The following is an 18,562-nucleotide window of genomic DNA, read 5'->3' on the forward strand; positions in this document are numbered from 1 at the left end:
GGCGAGCCCGCCGCGGCTTTCAGGGCTCGATGAAGCCTGCGACCGTGGCTTTCACCGCGGCCTGGATGCGGGTGGCGACGCCAAGCTTGTCGCGGGCGTTGTTGAGGTGGAAATGCACCGTGCGCTCGGTGATCGACATGATCGCGCCGATGTCCTCGGTGGTCTTTCCGCGCGCGGCCCACATCAGCGCCTCGATCTCCCTGTCGTTCAGATCGCATTGGGACTTCCAGACGTTCAGCCGGGCGACGCCTTTGAGCCGGGCGTCGATAATGGCGTGAAGAACGTCGAAATCGACCGGTTTGGCGATGTAGTCGTCAGCGCCGAGGCGCCGCCCCTTGAGCTCGTCCTCACGACCGTTGAGCGCGGTGAGGAAAATAAAGGGAACCCGGGCGAAGCGGGGCGCATGCTCGTTCAGCGCCTCCAATACCTCCAGCCCGCTCATGGACGGCAGGTTGATGTCCGACAGAATGACGTCGGGCTTGGCCTTCAGCAGCAGCGACAGGCCCTGCTGGCCGTCATGCGCCAGCAGGACCCGAAAGCCGCGGCTTTCGAGCTCCTCGCCGATCAGCGCCGCCATATCGCGGTCATCCTCCAGGCAAAGGACGGTCGCCGGGTTTAAGGCGACGAGGCGGGGCTTGGGATGCGGCGACGCGCCAGACGCAGGCTTTTCGGTCGCCACGGATAGAGAGGCTTTAACCATTCGATGCCCGTATACTTGGGAGGCGGCATTGATGCGGCGCCTCTTCGCATCGTCGAACTAAACGGGCGCCACATAAAAACGCCATTCCTAATTCGCTGATTTCCCTATCCTATTAATTCCATATCAATAACTTTTGCTGACAGAACAGGCATCTGTCAACTCGATTCCCCTGCGAGCCGGGCCGCCTCCCTGCAGGCAAAAAGCCCGGCATCCCGCGGCATCGACCGGGAAGCCGGAACAAAACAGATACTGCCGGGCGATATGAAAGCCCGGCAGTCTGTAATGTTCATATATGTTTCCTGACCAGCATATTGCCGGGCTGACGCCAAACCGCAGGCAGGGCGGCGCCCCCTGGTCAGGCCCCGGACCCTATCCCGTGAGACCCGCCGCCGTGGGCGTCGTCATCCGCGTCTTCGGACTCGGATACGCCGCTGGAATGGACGTACCCTTTCAGGAACACCGAGCGCAGCGCCGGGGCCACCACGAGGAGCATGATCGGGCCGATCAGCATTCCTCCGACGACGACGGTGGCGAGCGGTCTTTGAACCTGGGAGCCGATTCCATGGGAAATGGCGGCCGGGAACAAGCCGACGCCCGCGGAAAGCGCGGTCATCAGCATCGGCCGCATTCTCTGCTCCGAACCGTGGAAGATCGCTTCCTTGAAAGGCATGCCCTGGATCGTCAGCTCGCGGAAATAGGTGATGTTGAGAATGCCGTCCATCACCGCGACGCCGAACAGCGAGATGAAGCCGATGGCCGCGGAAACCGAGAAATCGAGGCCGTTCACATATAGGGCGATGATGCCGCCGCCGATGGCGAAGGGAATGCCCGCGATCGCGACGAGGCTGTCGCGCAGCGTGTTGAAGAGCGAGTAGAGCAGCAGCAGAATGGCGAGGAAGGTCACAGGCACCACGATCATCAGGCGCTTCTTGGCCTGCTGAAGGTTCTCGAACTCGCCGGCCCAAAGGATCTGATAACCGGTCGGCAGCTTGATCGCCTTCTGCACGCGCTCCTGCGCCTCGGCCACGGTGCTGCCGAGGTCGCGCCCGCGAATGCTGAATTTGATCGGCACGTAGCGCTGGCTGCGGTCGCGATAGATGAAGGAAGCCCCGGTGTCGAACGAGATCGTCGCCAGCTGCTTGAGCGGAATGTAGGCGTTGGCTCCCGATGGGGTGGAATAGCCGACCTTGATGTTCTTGATGGCGTCGATCGACCGGCGGTATTGCTGGGCGAGGCGCACCTGCACGCCGAACTGACGATCGGCCTCCAGCACATTGGTCGCCACGGAGCCGCCCACGGCCGCCTGCACCAGCGCATTGACGTCGCCGACATTCAAGCCATAGCGCGCCGCCGCCGCGCGATCCACCTTGATGTTGAGATTGGGCTGACCCATCACATGGAAGATGCCGAGGTCTTCCACTCCGCGGACCTGTTTCACCTCGGCCATCGTCTGTTCGGCGATTTCCTCGAGCTTGGTGAGGTTGGGGCCTACGATCTTTATGGAGTTGGCGCCTTTGACGCCCGACAGCGCCTCCTCGACGTTGTCCTGGATATATTGTGAGAAGTTGAAGCCGATGCCCGGCAGTTCGTCCGAGAACTCCTTCTGGAGGATTTCGGTGAGCTTCTCCTTGTCGAGCCCGCTCGGCCACTGGTCGAAAGGCTTGAGCGGCACGAACAGTTCGACATTGGAGAAGGGCGAGGCGTCGGAGCCGTTATCCGGTCTGCCATGCTGCGAAACGACAGTCACGACCTCGGGATGGCGCAGGAGAATTTCCCGCATCTTGCGCGTGGCCTCGGTGCCGTCGTCCAGCGAGATCGTCGGCGGCATTTGCGCCCTGATCCAGAAATTGCCCTCTTCGAGCGCAGGCAGAAACTCGCTGCCGAGTCTCGTCGCGACGACGCCGCTGACGAGCAGGAAAGCCAATCCCGCTCCGATGGCGACCTTGACATTGCCCAGCGCCCAGCGCAGCGCCGGCGTATAGCGCTCGCGCAACTGGCGAACCACCCAGGTCTCCACCTCCTCGACATGTTTGGGCAGCACCAGCGAAGCCAGCACCGGCGTCACGGTGAAGGTCGCAAGCAAGGCGCCGAACAGGGCGTAGGCGTAAGTGCGCGCCATGGGTCCGAAGATCTGGCCTTCGACGCCGGTCATGGTGAAGAGCGGCAGGAAGGCGGTGACTGTGATCGTCGCCGTGAAGAAGACCGCCTTGTCCACCTGCAGCGCGCTGATGAAAATCAGGCGCAGCCGGTTGGTCCAGCGCAACACGCTGCCGTGGCTCCCCATGGCGCTGGTGGGGTCCGGCCCCCAGAAGCCCTCGGTCAAATGCTGCAGCAGCCGGTTGCGCGCGTCCCCGGAAGCCTGGAAGTTTCGGAATATGTTCTCGACCAGGATAACCGCGGAGTCGACGATGATGCCAAAGTCGACCGCGCCCACGGAGAGCAGGTTGGCGTCCTCGCCCTGCATCACGAGAATGATGATGGCGAAGAACAGCGCGAAGGGAATATTGACGCCGACGATCATCGCGCTTCGCAGGTCGCCGAGGAATATCCACTGTATCAGGAAGACCAGGGCGCAGCCGAAGAAGAGGTTGTGTAACACGGTGTGCGTGGTGACCTCCACCAGCGAACCGCGATCGTAATAGGACTCAACCTTCACGCCCGGCGGCAAAGTCCCGTCCTGGTTGATTTTTTTGACTTCCTCCTCGACTTTCGGAAGCACGTCGTTGGTGTGCTGGCTGCGGCCCATCAGCAGGATCGCCGCCGCCACGTCGTCCTCGTGGTCGCGGCCGGCGATGCCGAGGCGCGGCACGAAGCCGACGTAAACATTGGCGACGTCCTTGATCTGCACAGGCACGCCGTTGGTCTGCGAGAGGACGATATTCTCGATATCGTCGACGCGGACGCCCTTGGTGAGGTCGTCGGCGCCGCCGTCGTCGATCAATCCGACGCCGCGGATGTTCACGGATTGCTGGCCGACCTGTATCTCGCGGCCGCCGACGTTCACATTGGCGTTGCCGAGCGCCGTGACGATCTGCGCCACGGTGACATTATAGGCCTCCGCCTTCTGCAGATCGACGTCGACATTGAACTGCTTGGTGGTGCCGCCCCAGGAATTGATCTGCACGACGCCCGGTATCGTCAGCAGGCGCCGCGTGACGATCCAGTCCTGGATGGTGCGCAGATTGGTCAGGCCGAAATTCGGCGGGCCTTTGACTTGATAGCGGAAGATCTCTCCGGTCAGGCTCGATTGCTGAATCTGGGGCGATTGGTTGCCCGGCAGCGTGACATTCTGCTGCAGCGCGATCGCCGCCTGCTGATAGGCGAAGTAATAGTCGACGCCGTATTTGAATGTGACGCGGACGAAGCTCAGCCCGTAAAAGGAGGTGGAACGCACATTGACCACGCCGGGAACCGGATAGAGCGCAACCTCCATGGGGATGGTGTAGTATTTCTCCATCTCCTCGGCCGAAAGCCCCGGCGCCTGCGCCGTGATCTCCAGGATCACCGGCGCGGGGTTGGGATAGGCTTCGATATTGAGCTTGGTGAAGGCGAACAGACCCGACACCGTGAAGACGATCACGCCGAGAACGACGATCGCGCGGCGCGTCAGACCGAATTCGAGAATCGACTTCAGCAATTCTTATCCCCGACCGTGTGAGTTCTACGATTTACGGAACGCTCGCCCCGAAGCCCGCTCTAATCCGCGCCGCCGGCGAGAATGTTGCTCAGGAAGATCGCCCCTTCGGTGACGATCTTCTCGCCTGGCTGCAGCCCTTCGACTATTTCATAGAAGCCGTCCTGCTGATGCCCGAGTGTCACGGTCCTGCGGACGAAATGGCGCTCGCTTTTGACGATCCAGATCGTCATCGAGCCATCGCCTTCGCGCACCACCGCGGTCGTCGGAACCGCGACGCCCTCCTTCGAATCCCCGATGCCGATAACGAAATTGGCGAACATGCCGGCGCGGAGCGAATGGTCCGGGTCCTCGACTTCCGACCGCACGAAGACCCGCCGCGTATTGGGATCCACCGAAGCGCCCATAACCGAGATCTTGCCTTTGAATTCGCGGTCCGGGTAAGCCGCGACGCGCGCCCTGACCTCCTGCCCGACGCGCAGATCCGGCGTATCGCTCTCGGGAATATTGGCCAGCATCCACATGGTGGAGAGATCGGCCACGATGAAGGGGGCCGGCGCCACGCCCGGCTGAACGAAGAGCCCCGGGGCCGCATTGCGCGAAGTGACATAACCGGTCATCGGGCTTTTCACGATCAGGCGGGGATCCGCCTTGCGCTCCTGGATGATTTTGTCGATCTCGGCGTCGGTCTTGCCAAAAATGCGCACTGCGTCGCGCGCCGATTTGAGAGCGCCCTCGGCGGTCTGCTGATCTGAAGTCGATTGGTCGACCGCCTGCTGGGAGGCGCCGCCGAAGGATTTCATCTTCTGGGCGCGGGAGAGCGTCGCGTTCTGCAGCTTCAGAACCCCGGCTGCGGCGATCAAGGTCGACTCGGCGGTGAGAAGGTCGGGGCTGTCTATGGTGAAGAGAACCTGGTCCTTCTCCACCTTGTCGCCGACATTGGGATAGGCGTTGATGATTCGGCCCTGATAGGGGGTGAACACCTGGGTCAGCATATTCTGGTTGAAATCGATATTGCCAACCGCCTTGCGTTCGATGGCGAAGGATTTGGAGCCGGCCTCGCCCGATTTGATCGCGGCGACCTGCTTCTCGTTGAGATCGACCGCCAGCTCGCCCGGCGCACTCGCTTCGGCCGCCGCCTTTTGGGCCTGCTCGGGCTTTTCTCCCCGCAGCAACGAATAACCCTTGTAGAATGCAAACAGCGCCAGGACCACAAATGCGCCGTAAAGCGCCAGTGTTTTCTTGTCTCGATTCATCTAACGGCCCTGCAGGATGAAGGGGGCTTTTCTGGATGCGCGCGCTCGCACGTCCGCTTCTTGCCGGATGTATGACCGGCGCTTCATGTTCCGGTCCACTGTCAAATCTGACAGTAGACCCGACAAAGCGCTCGATTGCAGTATCCGGATGACGACTGGAATGTCCACGCTGCGTCCGTCGAAGGTTGCCGGCTAGCCTATCCAAACAACTTCCGTGGCTTTATACGGGCCGGCATATTCAGGAAATTCGCGCCGAGTCGCTCGATGGACGTCCGAATAAAGTGCAGGAACTCCGATCGGTGATGCAACTTCCCAAAGAAAAGCCGTTTGATCGCCCCACCCGCAAGATTACGGCCCGCGCCGCGGTTTCGGCCGCGGCTCTCGCCGCGGCGGGATTGAGCGGCTGTGCGGTGGGGCCGGACTTCGTCTCGCCGCCGGCGCCCGACGTCAGCCGCTTCACCCCGGAAAACCTGTCCTCGGTCGGCGGACGGCCCCTGGTCGTAAAGGATGAAATCCCGAAGCGCTGGTGGGAAGTTTTCCACAATAAAAACCTCAACAGGCTCGTCGAGGCGACGATCGAACACAATCCGTCGCTTCAGGCGGCGGAGGCGTCGATAAAAACCGCCTATTTCGCGGCGGAGGCGCAAAAAGGCGGGTTTCTGCCCAGCGCGCTTCTGAACTGGAGCGACACGAACAATCTCCAGTCGGGCGTGCAGAACACGGTGACGCCCAACGCCTTCACCAACCCCTATGGCCTGTTCCTGCGCCAGGTCTCGGTTTCCTACACGCCCGACATCTGGGGCCAGAACCGGCGTGCGGTCGAATCGCTGGAAGCTCAGACCGACCAGCAACGCTACCAGCTCGAGGCGACCTATCTCTCCCTGACCAGCAACGTCGCCACCGCGGCGGTGACCGAAGCCTCCCTGCGCGGCCAGATCGCGGCGACGAGGCATGTCATCAACATCGAGGAGCATTTGCTCGGGCTCCTGCGCCGGCAATATGCGATCGGCTCGGTGGCCCAGTCCGACGTGCTCACCCAGGAGGCCCAGCTCGCGCAGGTCATGCAGCTGCTGCCGCCGCTGGAAAAGCAGCTCGCACAGCAGCGCGACCTGCTGACCGCGCTGGCGGGCCGATATTCCACGGCGCAGGCGCCTGAGACCTTCACGATGAACGCGGTCTCCCTGCCCCGCGACCTGCCTCTCACCCTGCCCTCGTCCTTCGTGCGCCAGCGTCCGGACGTGCGCGCCGCCGAAGCGGCCATGCATTCCGCCAGCGCCCAGATCGGCGTGGCGATAGCCGCGCGCCTGCCCAACGTCACCCTCAGCACCCAGAACGGCTTTTCCGCATACAGCTACGCCCAGCTCTTCACGCCCGGCACGGGTTTCTACACCCTCGCTGCGGGAGCGACCCAGCCTCTGTTCGACGGCTTCGCGCTGCTCAACAAGCAGAAGGCGGCGGAAGCCGGGTTGGTGCAGGCCGAGGCCAATTATCGCCAGGCGGTGATCACCGGCTTCCAGAACGTGGCCGACGCGCTGCGCGCGCTGCAGGCGGACGCCAAGGCGGTCAAGGCCGCCGTCTACGCCGAGACCACCGCCAGAAAGAGCCTGGACATCATCCGCAAGCAGCTCGATTTCGGCTCGGTCAATGTGCTGGCCCTGCTCAACGCCGAGCAGACCTACCTCCAGGCCTCGGTCGCTCGCGTGCAGGCGGAGGGCTCGCGGCTGGCCGACGTCGTGGCCCTGTTCATGGCGCTCGGCGGCGGCTGGAAGGACGAGAACCTCAAACGCCTCTCGCCCGACGCCCCGCGTGAGAACCCGTTCTCCGGATGGGGATCGCCCGCGCCGCAAGAGGTCGACAAGATCGACGGCCCGGTCAATTCGAGCTGGTTCCCGAGCTTCTGGGATTGATCCCGCCGTGGAACTTTCGCGCGGCGCGCCCGCGCAGGACGAAAATTATCCTTCGACCTGGGCCAGCGCCTCTCGCAAGGGCGCGTCGGAGAGCTGCAGAAAGCCCTGATAGGGCTGGTTCAGCTCCATGATGAGAAATATCGCGGCGGCGACCGAGAACGCGCCGACGACGAGCGACGCGGCGACGGTGACATTGTATCTCGTCAGCAGCCCAAAGCCGAAGAACAAAGCGCATATCCAGAACACGAGCGCATTCAGGAACAACGACGGAAGGCCGGCGCCCTCTTGCTGCTGGAACATCAGCAGCCGCGTCTGCATTATCGAGTCGGTGAGTTGAATCGCCCGGGTTTGTGCAGAGCGAGCGGCGTCGGTTTTCGGATCGAGCGCCTGCATGCGCCGGGCGAGCTTGCCTGCGGCGTCAAGGTTGGGCGCTTTCAGGCCGTCGGGGGACCAGATGCGGTCGCGCGCCGCCGCAATGGCGGTGCGCAGCTCCTGGCGAGCGCCCTGCGCTTCGGGTCCATAGGAAAGCAGGATTCGGTCGAGCAGGACGACATTGGCGGAAAGCGCCTGCAACTCGCTGCTCTGGGCGTTGTAATTGCTGTTGGCGGAGGCGACCAGCAGGCCCAGGACCAGGGCGGCCATGGAGCCGATCAAACCCATCACCAGCTTTATGACTTCCTTGCTGTCGAAATCGAGATGGGCGTCGGGCAAACGCCCGTTGAGCCACATCCCGAACATGCCGGCGCAAAAGGCCGCAACAAAAACGACCATGAACACAGTGAAGGGAATCATCAGCCGCCCTTTTTGGGTCGGGACCAAGCTATAGCTGCGTCGCCCGGAGGCTATCTTCCACGGCGCAACCTTGGTGACAAGCCCATGTTCAATGAGGCGGTTCGCTTGACGGCTCCAGTTGCGGGAACATCGAAACCCCGGTCGCCGCCTCGCGGGCTGTGGGAAGCTGGGTCCGGTCCCAGCCGCCGCCGAGCGCCTGGATCAGGCTGATGCTGGCGAGGAAAAGGCTCTCGCGTGTTTGCAGCGCCGCCTGCTCCGCCGAGAGCAGCGCCGCTTCAGCCACGACGACGCTCGTAAAGGCCACCGTTCCCGCGCGATATTGATTGAGATAGACGACGACCGCCTTGCGCGCCTCCACGACCGCCTTGTTCTGGACTCTCAGCTGCGCGCTGAGCACGCGGATCGCCGCAAGCTCGTCTTCCACCTGCTGGAAGGCGGTGAGAACGGTCTGGCGATAATTTGCGACGCTCTGCCAGTAGCTCGCCTGGGCCGAGTCGACCTGCGCCGACCGCATCCCGCCGTCGAAGACGGTTTCGAGCGCAGTCGCCCCGAGCGTCCAGAATTCATGGGCGGGGTCGATCGGCAGCGGCGTGAAGCCCCTGTAGCCGAGGGACGCGGAGAGAGTGATATCGGGATAATAGGCGGCGACGGCGACGCCGATCAGCGCGTTCTGCTGCTGCATCAGCCTCTCCGCTCCGGCGATGTCGGGCCGGCGCTCCAGCAGTTTGGAGGGGACGGACACGGGAAAGGCCGGTATGTCGCCGACGAGGAACATGCGATCCAGCGCAACCTCGCTGGGCGGCCGGCCGATCAGCACCGCAATGGCGTGCTGTAGCTGCGAGATGATCACGCCGGTGTTTATCGCGGCCGATTCCGTGCTTAGAAGCTGGGTTTCGGCGGCGACGACATCCGCCTCCGACACGGTTCCCGCCCTGTATTGGTTCTTTGTTATCGCGAGGGTCTTCCTGAACTCTTCGGAAGTTTTCTCCAGCAGATTCTTCAAAGTGTAAGCGGCGCGCAGCTCGAAATAGGCCAGCGCCAACTGCGCCTGCGCGGTCAGTCTGGCGTTGGCGAGGTCCGCGGCGCCGACCTGCGCGCCGGCGACATTGCTCTCGATCTGGCGGCGGATCTTTCCCCACACGTCGAGGTCCCATGTCAGGCTGGCCTGCGTCGTATAGGAGGTCGTCACCACGCCGCCGGGCGACGTCGACACTCCAGTGGAAGTCGGCGTCGCCGTCCCGGAATTACCATAGAGCTTCTGGCCCGTGTACTGGCGCACGACGCTGTAGCCGGCCGTGACGGTGGGAAACAACGCCGCCTGCGCCTCGCGAATGAGCGTTCTCGCCTGCTCATAGGCCGCAGCGGCGGCCGCGACCGTCTGGTTTGAAATTTCGACCTGACGCTCGAGGGAATCGAGCAAGGGGTCCCGGTATACTGTCCACCACGGACCGGAATCCACGCAATCATAGGGAGCGGCCAGCTTCCACCCCTTGAGCGTCTTGCCTTTCAGCTCCTTGAAATTATCGGGAACAGGCGCGCTCGCCGGGACATAATCAGGCCCGACGGTGCATGACGCGACGCCTGCTGCGAGCGCGAACAGTAAAGCCCGCCGCGGCAGATTCACGCGCGCGCCCTTTCATGATTGGAACCCGGCCGCACATTGGCTGGACTGCCGAAGGCCCTTCCGCGCCGGCCACTGCGATTTGCAGCATTCGGGCTCAAATCTCCGCATAAAGAATTAGCCCAAGCGCCGGTCGATTGCAAAGGCGACGAAAAACCGTTTGTCCAGGCCCCATTTCCGCTTGCGAAGATCAGTCGCTTGCGTTCATTCTGCCGCCCGCGATCGAAGACGCCCAGACGGAAAACATGACCTTTGAACCCCGGCATGACCCAGAGGCCGATTCGTCGCGGAGCGACTCTCCCGGTCGCCTGAAATCCCTTCTGGAACATATCCCTTTTCAGGGAAAGAACTCCCGCGCTTTGCTCGGCGTCGTCGCCGCGCTCCTTGTCGGGGCGCTCGCCTGGCTGCTGTTGCGCGACGTCATCCTACCCACGAGTTCGACCAAAGGCGGCGGCGGACCCGTCCAGCCCGTGAAAATCGCAACCGCACGCATCGGCGAGATAAAGGTCTTCGTGAGCGGGCTCGGCTCCGTCACGCCCATCGCGACCGTCAACGTCGTCACGCAGATAAACGGCGTGCTGACCGAAGTGGGTTTCCGCGAGGGACAATTGGTGAAGAAGGGCGACTTCCTCGCTCAGATCGATCCGCGCCCCTATGAGGTTCTGCAAGCGCAATATGAGGGACAATTGCTGCGCGATCAGGGGCTTCTCGATCAGGCCAGGATCGACCTCGCGCGCTATCAGACCCTGCTCAAACAAAATTCGATCGCCCGACAGACCGAGGAAGACCAGGTCTATCTCGTGAAGCAATATGAAGGCTCGGTGAAAACCGACCGCGCGCTGATCGACGCCCAGAAGCTCAATCTCATTTACTGCCATATCGTCTCGCCGGTAGATGCGCGCGTCGGTCTCAGGCTGGTCGACCCCGGCAACTATGTGCAGGTGGGCGGAACCAACGCCTCCATCGCGGTCCTCACGCAATTGCAGCCGATCACCGTGATTTTTCCCGTGCCCGAGGATGATCTCCCCGAGATCATGCCGCAGGTCGACGCCGGCGTTCCCATGAAGGTCGAGATATACGATCGCGCCAATATCAATAAGCTCGCCGAGGGCGAGCTGCTGACCGCCGACAATGAAATCGACACGACCACCGGAATGGTCAAGCTGCGCGCGCGTTTCGACAATCGCAACAACAAATTGTTTCCAAACCAGTTCGTCAACGCCCATCTGCTGACGAGGACGCTGCACGACGTCGTCGTCATTCCGACCGCCGCCGTTCAACGCGGCGCTCCGGGGGCCTACGCCTATGTCGTCGACGCCGACAACAAGGCGAGAGTGCATGTTCTTTCCCTCGGACCGACAGAAGGAGATTTGGTGCAGGCGGCCTCCGGCCTCTCGGTCGGAGACCGCGTCGTCGTCGACGGCGCCGACCGGCTGAGGGATGGATCGCCTGTCAAGATTCCCGAGGCCGCCGTTCCCGGCGCTGGACAATCCCGCGGAGAAGAACAGCGCCAGCCGAAGGCGAAGGCCAGATGACCCGGCTCGCGCCGCTGTGCGAACGCGCGCCATCCTAGAGACGAGAGCGGATGAACGTATCGGAGCCTTTCATCAAGCGACCGGTCGCAACCACGCTGTTGATGGTCGCAATTTTGCTTTCAGGACTCGTTTCGTTCGGTTTGCTGCCGCTCGCGACCCTGCCCGAGGTCGACTATCCCACGATCCAGGTCCAGACCTTCTATCCCGGCGCAAGCCCGGAGGTCATGACCTCTTCGGTCACGGCTCCCCTCGAAGTCCAGCTCGGCCAGCAACCCGGGCTCAATCAGATGATATCGGCGAGCTCCGCGGGCGCCTCGATCATCACGCTGCAATTCACCCTCGACCTTCCGCTCGACATCGCCGAACAGGAAGTTCAGGCGGCGATAAACGCGGCCAATAATCTCCTGCCGGCGGACCTGCCGACGCCGCCGGTCTATTCGAAGGTCAATCCTGCGGATGCGCCGGTCCTCACGCTCGCGGTCACCTCCAAGACCCTGTCCCTGCTGGAAATCGAGGATCTGTGCGAGACCCGGATCGCGCAGAGAATATCGCAGCAGCCCGGCGTCGGTCAGGTGACGGTGAGCGGCGGCAACAGGCCTGCGGTCCGCGTTCAGCTCAATCCTGCCGCCCTTGCCGCCTATGGGCTGAGCATCGACGACATGAGGACCGTCCTCAACAGCTCCAACGTCAATATACCCAAAGGAAATTTTGACGGCCCGGAACAGGCCTCGACCATCAACGCCAACGACCAGCTCACCGGCGCGGAACAGTTCCGCAACCTCCTTGTGGCCTATCGCAACGGAAATCCGGTCAAGCTGTCGGACGTCGCCACGGTGGTTGAGGGACCGGAAAACGTGAAGCTCGCCGCCTGGGCGAACGCCACTCCGGCGATCATCCTCAACATCCGGCGCCAGCCGGGCGCCAATGTGATCCAGGTCGTCGACTCGATAAAAACGCTGCTGCCGCAGCTTCGATCCGGTCTTCCGGCCGCAGTGGACCTCGACGTCATCAGCGACCGGACCACGACCATTCGGGCTTCCGTCGAAGACGTCGGATTCGAGCTGGTACTCGCCATTCTTTTGGTCGTCCTGGTCATTTTCGTGTTTCTGCGCACCTTCGCGGCGACCCTGATCCCCAGCCTTTCGGCGCCCCTGTCGCTGATAGGCTGTCTCGGCGTGATGTATCTGCTTCACTTCAGCCTGGACAATCTTTCGCTCATGGCGTTGACGATCTCGACCGGATTCGTCGTCGACGACGCCATAGTGATGATCGAAAACATCGCGCGTTACGTGGAAGGGGGCGCGGAACCGATGCCCGCGGCGCTCGAAGGCGCGGGACAGATCGGCTTCACGATCATCTCCCTCACGATCTCCCTCATCGCGGTGCTGATTCCGCTGCTGTTCATGAAGGAAGTGGTCGGACGGCTCTTTCACGAATTCGCGATCACGCTCGCGGCGACGATCATCATATCGGCTGCTGTCTCCCTCACTCTCGTGCCCATGATGTGCGCGAGGCTCATCCGCCACCGCTCCGAATCCGAAAGGGGGCGGTTCGATCTGGCGGCGGACCGCGTCTTGAAAGGCATGATCGACCGATACGCCGGCGCGCTCGACGTCGTGCTCGACCATCAACCCCTGACGCTCTTCGTCGCGCTGGCGACTCTGGCGCTCACGGTCCTGCTCTATATCGTCATTCCAAAGGGATTCTTCCCGGTCCAGGACGTCGGCATGATCCAGGCGATCTCCGTAGGCCCGCAGCAGGCGTCCTTCGCACAAATGACGAGGCTGCAGGGAGAGCTGGCGCAGGCCATCCTCAAGGACCCCGACGTCGAAAGCCTGAGCTCCTTCATCGGGATCGACGGAACCAACCCCACGCTCAACTCCGGCAGGTTCCTCATCGCATTGAAGCCCTTCGAGCGACGCAGGCTGTCCGCCGCCCAGATCATCCGCAGGCTGAAGCAGGAGGTCTCGCATATTTCCAGCATCGAGCTGTTCATGCAGCCGGTTCAGGATCTGACCATAGACGCCAGCGTCACCCGCGCCCAATACAAATTCGTGCTCGAAAACCCGCGGACCGAGGAATTCGAGAACTGGGTGCCGCGGCTCGTGGAAAGATTGAGGAAGGCGCCCGAGCTCGCCGACGTCGCAAGCGACATGCAGCAGCGCGGCCTCGCCGTGGATCTGACCATAGACCGCGCCACCGCCGCCCGTTTCGGCATAACGCCGGCCACCATCGACAACGCGCTTTATGATTCCTTCGGCCAGCGCATCATTTCGACGATCTACACGCAATCCAATCAGTACCGGGTCATTCTGGAGGCCGCGCCTTCCCTGCAAAGCAGGCTCGACAGTCTCGACTCGATCTATCTTCCCTCCTCCACCTCCACTACCAACGGACAGACGCCGCTTTCCGCGATCGTACATGTGCGGCAAAGATGGGCGCCCCTGCTCATCACGCATTACGGCCAATTTCCTGCGACGACCATTTCGTTCAACCTCGCCGAGGGATCTTCGCTGGGCGCTGCAGCCAATGCGCTCGAACAGGCGCAGCGCGACATCAATCTCCCCCAAAGTTTCATCGTGGCCTATCAGGGCGCTTTGTCTGCCTTTCGTTCTTCGCTCTCCAACGAGCTTCTGCTCATCCTCGCCGCCATTGCAGCAATGTATATCGTGCTCGGCGTTCTCTATGAGAGCTACATCCATCCGATCACGATCCTCTCGACCCTTCCTTCCGCCAGCGTCGGCGCGCTGCTGATTTTGCTGGTCTTCGGCTATGAGCTCGACGTCATCGCGGTGATCGGGATCATTCTGCTCATCGGCATCGTCAAGAAGAACGCGATCATGATGATCGATTTCGCTCTCGATGCGGAACGCAACGAGGGCAAGCCGCCGCGCGAGGCGATCTATCAGGCCTGCCTCCTGAGATTCCGCCCCATTCTGATGACGACCATGGCCGCCATACTCGGGGCCTTGCCGCTCATGCTGGGCGGAGGCGCGGGCTCGGAGCTGCGCCGCCCGCTCGGTTACGCCATCGTCGGCGGGCTGGTCGTCAGCCAGATGCTCACCCTGTTCACGACGCCGGTGATCTATCTTTATTTCGATCGTCTGGCGCGCAGGGTGAAAGGGCGCCCGGCAGCGGAGGGAACCCCGACAGAGGCTGCAGGATGAATATTTCCGCGCCCTTCATCGCACGGCCGGTGGCGACCGCCCTTCTCACGATCGGCATTGCTCTCTCGGGCGCCCTCGCCTTCTTCAAACTGCCTGTGGCGCCCGTGCCGCAGGTGGATATTCCCACGGTCACCGTGCTGGCGCAGCTTCCCGGCGCCAGTCCCGAGACTGTCGCAAACAGCGTGGCGAGCCCTCTCGAGCGTCATCTCGGACGGATCGCCGACGTGACCGAAATGACTTCGTCGAGCAGCCTCGGCTTCTCGCGCATCGGCTTGCAGTTCGGACTCGACCGGGACATCGACGGCGCCGCGCGCGACGTCCAGGCGGGCATCAACGCCGCGCGCGCGGATCTGCCCACCAATCTGCGCACCAACCCGACCTATCGCAAGGTGAACCCCGCCGACGCGCCTATCATGATCCTGGCGCTGACGTCGAAGACCCTCACCCGCGGCCAGATGTATGATGCGGCGAGCAATATTCTTCAGCAGCGCCTGTCGCAGCTGGAGGGCGTCGGACAGGTCATCATAGCCGGCGCCACCCTGCCCGCGGTTCGGGTGGAGCTCGATCTCGAAGCCCTGAACAAATTCGGCATCGGCTTCGAGGACGTGCGCGCCGCGCTCGCCTCGGCCAACGCCAACAGCCCGAAGGGCGCGATAGAACAAGGCGACGACCACTTCCAGATCTACGACAACGACCAGGCCTCCCGCGCCGCCGATTACGCGCCGCTGGTGATCGCCTACCGCAACGGGAACGCCGTGCGACTCTCCGATGTGGCGGAAGTGCGCGATTCCGTGGAAGACCTGCGCAACGCCGGCTACCTCGACGAGGCTCCCTCCGTCGTCGTCATTCCCTTCACGCAGCCCGGCGCCAATATCATCGACACGGTGGAGCGTCTCAAGGCCGAGCTGCCGCGGCTCGAAGCGGCGATGCCGGGCGACATCAACGTGAAGATCGCGGGCGACAAATCGCTCACCATCCGCGCCTCTCTCGAAGACACCGAGACCACCCTGGCCATCGCGGTCGTTCTCGTGGTTCTGGTGGTCTATTTCTTCCTGCGCGACATCCGCGCGACGCTGGTGCCGAGCATTGCGGTTCCAGTGTCGATCGTCGGCTCCTTCGGCGTGATGTATCTCGCCGGCTTCACCCTGGACATTCTGTCCCTGATGGCGCTCACCATCGCCACGGGCTTCGTCGTCGACGACGCAGTGGTCGTGGTGGAGAACATATCGCGCCATCTCGAAGCCGGCATGCCGCGCAGGGAGGCCGCCCTGCGCGGGGCGGGAGAAGTCGGCTTCACCGTGCTTTCGATAAGCCTTTCGCTTGTCGCGGTGTTTACGCCCATCCTGTTCATGGGCGGCGTGCCCGGCCGTTTCTTCCGCGAATTCGCGCTGACGCTGTCGATCGCCATTCTGATTTCGCTGCTGGTCTCACTCACGGCGACGCCCATGCTCTGCGCGCTGCTTTTGCGCAGCAAATCGAGCGAAGAGGCGCAAAAGCCGAAGCGGCCGGGTTTTTTCGAGCGTCTGCTGGGCGGCTATGAGCGCAGCCTGCTTTGGGCGCTGCGCCACCGGCTCCTCGTCCTGGCGATACTTGCTGCGACGGTGGCCCTGAACTTCGAGCTCTTCCGGATAGCGCCGAAGGGTTTTTTTCCGGAGCAGGACACCGGACGCATAACGGGAGTGCTTCGCGGCGACCAGAGCGTTTCGTTCCAGGCGATGAGCAAGAAGCTGTCCCAGATGATCGCCATGGTGCGCAAGGACCCGGCCGTCGACAATGTGATCGGCTTCACTGGAGCCGGCAGCGGCGGCGCCGCCGCCGCGATCAACACCGCCTCGGTCTATGTCAATCTGAAACCGCTTTCGGACCGCAAAGACAGCGCCAGCGAGGTGATCGCCCGGCTCCGCCCCGCCTTGAGCGAAATCCCGGGCGGAGAGGTGTTTCTGAGCGCCATCCAGGATTTCCGCGTCGGCGCCAGGCAGTCGAACGCCCTTTATCAATACACAATGCTCGGCGCCGACGCCGATCTCTATTCCTGGACGCCCAAGCTGGTCGAGGCCTTGAGCCGAGGCAAGGCGCTCAAGGACGTGAGTTCCGACCAGCAGTTGAGCGCCCTCGAATCCGACGTCGTGATCGACAGGGAGACGGCGTCCCGGCTCGGCATAGTCGCCTCCCAGGTCGACAACACGCTCTACGACGCCTTCGGGCAGCGGCAGGTTTCGGTCATCTACAGCGCAAACAACCAATATCATGTCGTGATGGAGGCCAATCCGCGCAACACGCAGCGGCCCTCCTCGCTCAAGGATATTTATGTCTCCACCGCCGGCGGGCCGCCGCGGGGCACGGCGACGACGAATTTTCCGGTCGGAACGGCGGTCGAGTCGACGGCGCCGCCGCAAACGCCCTCCACCGCCTCGACGAGCCGCAGCGCCGCCGCTGCGTCGCTCGCCAGCGTCACGGCCACCGCCCGGAACGCCCAGAACAACGCGCTCGCCGTGGTGGGCAACGCGGTGGCCTCGACCGGTTCGGCCGTCAGCACGAACCAGGAGAACATGGTTCCGCTTTCCGCCATCAGCCGGTACAAGCCGGGTCTCACCGCCCTGTCGATCAATCACCAGGGCCTGTTCGTGGCGACCACCATCTCCTTCAATCTGGCGCTCGGCGCTTCCCTCAGCGACGCGCTCGCGGAGATCGAACGCGCCGCCGCAGAAATCCATATGCCCCCGAATTTACGAGGCTCGCTGACGGGAACCGCCGAACTCTTCACCCAGGCGCTGCGCACGGAACCCTATCTGATCCTCGCCGGCGTCACGGCGGTCTATATCGTGCTCGGCATTCTCTATGAGAGCTTCGTGCATCCCATCACCATCCTCTCCACTTTGCCGTCGGCCGGGGTCGGCGCGATACTGGCGCTGCTGCTGCTCCATACCGAGTTCAGCATCATCGCCTTCATCGGCGTTATCCTCCTGATCGGGATCGTGAAGAAAAACGCCATCCTCATGATCGACTTCGCCATCGACGCGAGGCGACTGCACGGCGCTTCGTCCTATGACGCGATCTACCAGGCCTGCCTGTTGCGTTTTCGGCCAATCATGATGACGACCATGGCGGCGATTCTCGGGGCCGCGCCTCTGGCGCTGAGCTTCGGCAATGGCGGAGAGGTCCGCCGGCCGCTCGGCATCGCCATCGTCGGGGGCCTCATCGTCAGCCAGGCCCTCACGCTCTATACGACGCCGGTGATCTATCTCTACCTCGACCAGTTCAGCAATTGGGCGGGTCTGCGCTGGCGCGGTTTCATGAGCCGGATAACGGGCCGACCGGATTATTGAAATATCAACAGCGGATCGCCCAGCGGCGCCGGAGCCCGCGCATGGAGGTCAGGCCGAGGAATGTCCGCCGCCAGAGACGAGGCCCCGCTCACATAGGCGACGAATGTTCGCGAGAGATGCTCGGGCGTCGGCGCGCAGCCGGCAACGCCGGCGCATTCGAAAGAGGCGACGATCCAGGCGCTCCCGTCGGGCGCAGGGGTCTTGATGACGCTCGCCGCCACGCCGGCGCTCTTTCCCCAGGGGCCCGAAGTCTTGATCAGCGAATCGGTCCGGGTTTCGATCGGATAGAAGGCGTTGATCGCCACCCACCTCGCGGCGCGGCTCCATTTCCGGTCGCAGTCGACGCCGCCCCGGCAATCGACCATAGCGGGCGAAAAGGGCTGAAGCGCGCCGGCGCATGAGACCAGCGACGCCGCCGCCCCAATAAGCAAAGGTTTGAAAAACCAGCGCCTCATAATGCCTGACTTTGGTGGGCGCCGCATTTGCAGCGGCCGCCTGACGCACGAGGTTAACCCGGAACGGCTCTCGCACGATAGTCGCGCGGGGCGCAAAGGCCAGCCCCCGCGGTTGACCCGACGGCGCCGGGATAGCATTGTAGGACAAGCGTTTTCGGCGCGCTTTGCC

The 18,562-nt window shown here is 62.9% G+C and carries 10 protein-coding genes; 4 read left to right on the forward strand and 6 right to left on the reverse strand.

Annotation, left to right across the window (positions count from 1 at the left end; genetic code table 11):
- Window positions 1–19: 19 nt before the first annotated feature.
- The 3 genes from H2LOC_RS21905 to H2LOC_RS07235 all read right to left on the reverse strand — a co-directional run bounded on the left by H2LOC_RS21905 (window position 20) and on the right by H2LOC_RS07235 (window position 5,590).
- Window positions 20–700: a response regulator gene (locus tag H2LOC_RS21905; protein ID WP_136495784.1), complete on the reverse strand. Its 681-nt coding sequence runs from the start codon at window positions 698–700 to the stop codon at window positions 20–22.
- A 355-nt stretch (window positions 701–1,055) separates the two neighbouring features.
- Window positions 1,056–4,337, reverse strand: a complete 3,282-nt coding sequence (locus H2LOC_RS07230) for an efflux RND transporter permease subunit (protein WP_136495785.1) — start codon at window positions 4,335–4,337, stop codon at window positions 1,056–1,058.
- A gap of 59 nt (window positions 4,338–4,396) precedes the next feature.
- On the reverse strand, window positions 4,397–5,590 hold the full coding sequence (locus H2LOC_RS07235) for an efflux RND transporter periplasmic adaptor subunit (RefSeq protein WP_136495786.1): 1,194 nt from the start codon (window positions 5,588–5,590) through the stop codon (window positions 4,397–4,399).
- Between the two features lie 302 nt (window positions 5,591–5,892).
- Here H2LOC_RS07235 and H2LOC_RS07240 point away from each other — a divergent pair, with 302 nt between their 5' ends.
- Window positions 5,893–7,497: an efflux transporter outer membrane subunit gene (locus H2LOC_RS07240; RefSeq protein ID WP_136495787.1), complete on the forward strand. Its 1,605-nt coding sequence runs from the start codon at window positions 5,893–5,895 to the stop codon at window positions 7,495–7,497.
- Window positions 7,498–7,542: 45 nt separating this feature from the next.
- On the opposite strand, the gene H2LOC_RS07245 is transcribed toward H2LOC_RS07240, so the two are convergent.
- Both H2LOC_RS07245 and H2LOC_RS07250 read right to left on the reverse strand, forming a co-directional pair.
- Entirely contained in the window at window positions 7,543–8,289 is a 747-nt protein-coding gene (locus tag H2LOC_RS07245) for a bestrophin-like domain (protein WP_136495788.1), read from the reverse strand.
- 88 nt (window positions 8,290–8,377) lie between these two features.
- Complete coding sequence (locus tag H2LOC_RS07250) at window positions 8,378–9,913, reverse strand: efflux transporter outer membrane subunit (protein ID WP_136495789.1); 1,536 nt, start codon at window positions 9,911–9,913, stop codon at window positions 8,378–8,380.
- A 242-nt stretch (window positions 9,914–10,155) separates the two neighbouring features.
- Here H2LOC_RS07250 and H2LOC_RS07255 point away from each other — a divergent pair, with 242 nt between their 5' ends.
- From H2LOC_RS07255 to H2LOC_RS07265, 3 genes are read left to right on the forward strand one after another with little or no spacing between them, the layout of a single operon-like run.
- Entirely contained in the window at window positions 10,156–11,445 is a 1,290-nt protein-coding gene (locus tag H2LOC_RS07255) for an efflux RND transporter periplasmic adaptor subunit (RefSeq protein WP_136495790.1), read from the forward strand.
- Window positions 11,446–11,495: 50 nt separating this feature from the next.
- On the forward strand, window positions 11,496–14,612 hold the full coding sequence (locus H2LOC_RS07260) for a multidrug efflux RND transporter permease subunit (protein WP_136495791.1): 3,117 nt from the start codon (window positions 11,496–11,498) through the stop codon (window positions 14,610–14,612).
- Complete coding sequence (locus H2LOC_RS07265) at window positions 14,609–17,938, forward strand: efflux RND transporter permease subunit (RefSeq protein WP_136495792.1); 3,330 nt, start codon at window positions 14,609–14,611, stop codon at window positions 17,936–17,938. Before H2LOC_RS07260 ends, H2LOC_RS07265 begins: the two co-directional genes overlap by 4 nt.
- Here the strand turns inward: H2LOC_RS07265 and H2LOC_RS07270 are convergent.
- On the reverse strand, window positions 17,932–18,393 hold the full coding sequence (locus tag H2LOC_RS07270) for a hypothetical protein (RefSeq protein WP_136495793.1): 462 nt from the start codon (window positions 18,391–18,393) through the stop codon (window positions 17,932–17,934). The genes H2LOC_RS07265 and H2LOC_RS07270 overlap by 7 nt on opposite strands.
- Window positions 18,394–18,562 lie beyond the last annotated feature (169 nt).

Source organism: Methylocystis heyeri (assembly GCF_004802635.2).
GTDB classification, from domain to species: domain Bacteria; phylum Pseudomonadota; class Alphaproteobacteria; order Rhizobiales; family Beijerinckiaceae; genus Methylocystis; species Methylocystis heyeri.

Excerpts from the sequence above, each read along its gene's own strand:
- H2LOC_RS07235 (WP_136495786.1), bottom strand. The coding sequence starts at position 5,590 with ATGAATCGAGACAAGAAAACACTGGCGCTTTACGGCGCATTTGTGGTC.
- H2LOC_RS07270 (WP_136495793.1), bottom strand. The coding sequence starts at position 18,393 with ATGAGGCGCTGGTTTTTCAAACCTTTGCTTATTGGGGCGGCGGCGTCG.
- H2LOC_RS07245 (WP_136495788.1), bottom strand. The coding sequence starts at position 8,289 with ATGATTCCCTTCACTGTGTTCATGGTCGTTTTTGTTGCGGCCTTTTGC.
- H2LOC_RS21905 (WP_136495784.1), bottom strand. The coding sequence starts at position 700 with ATGGTTAAAGCCTCTCTATCCGTGGCGACCGAAAAGCCTGCGTCTGGC.
- H2LOC_RS07265 (WP_136495792.1), top strand. The coding sequence starts at position 14,609 with ATGAATATTTCCGCGCCCTTCATCGCACGGCCGGTGGCGACCGCCCTT.
- H2LOC_RS07255 (WP_136495790.1), top strand. The coding sequence starts at position 10,156 with ATGACCTTTGAACCCCGGCATGACCCAGAGGCCGATTCGTCGCGGAGC.
- H2LOC_RS07260 (WP_136495791.1), top strand. The coding sequence starts at position 11,496 with ATGAACGTATCGGAGCCTTTCATCAAGCGACCGGTCGCAACCACGCTG.
- H2LOC_RS07240 (WP_136495787.1), top strand. The coding sequence starts at position 5,893 with ATGCAACTTCCCAAAGAAAAGCCGTTTGATCGCCCCACCCGCAAGATT.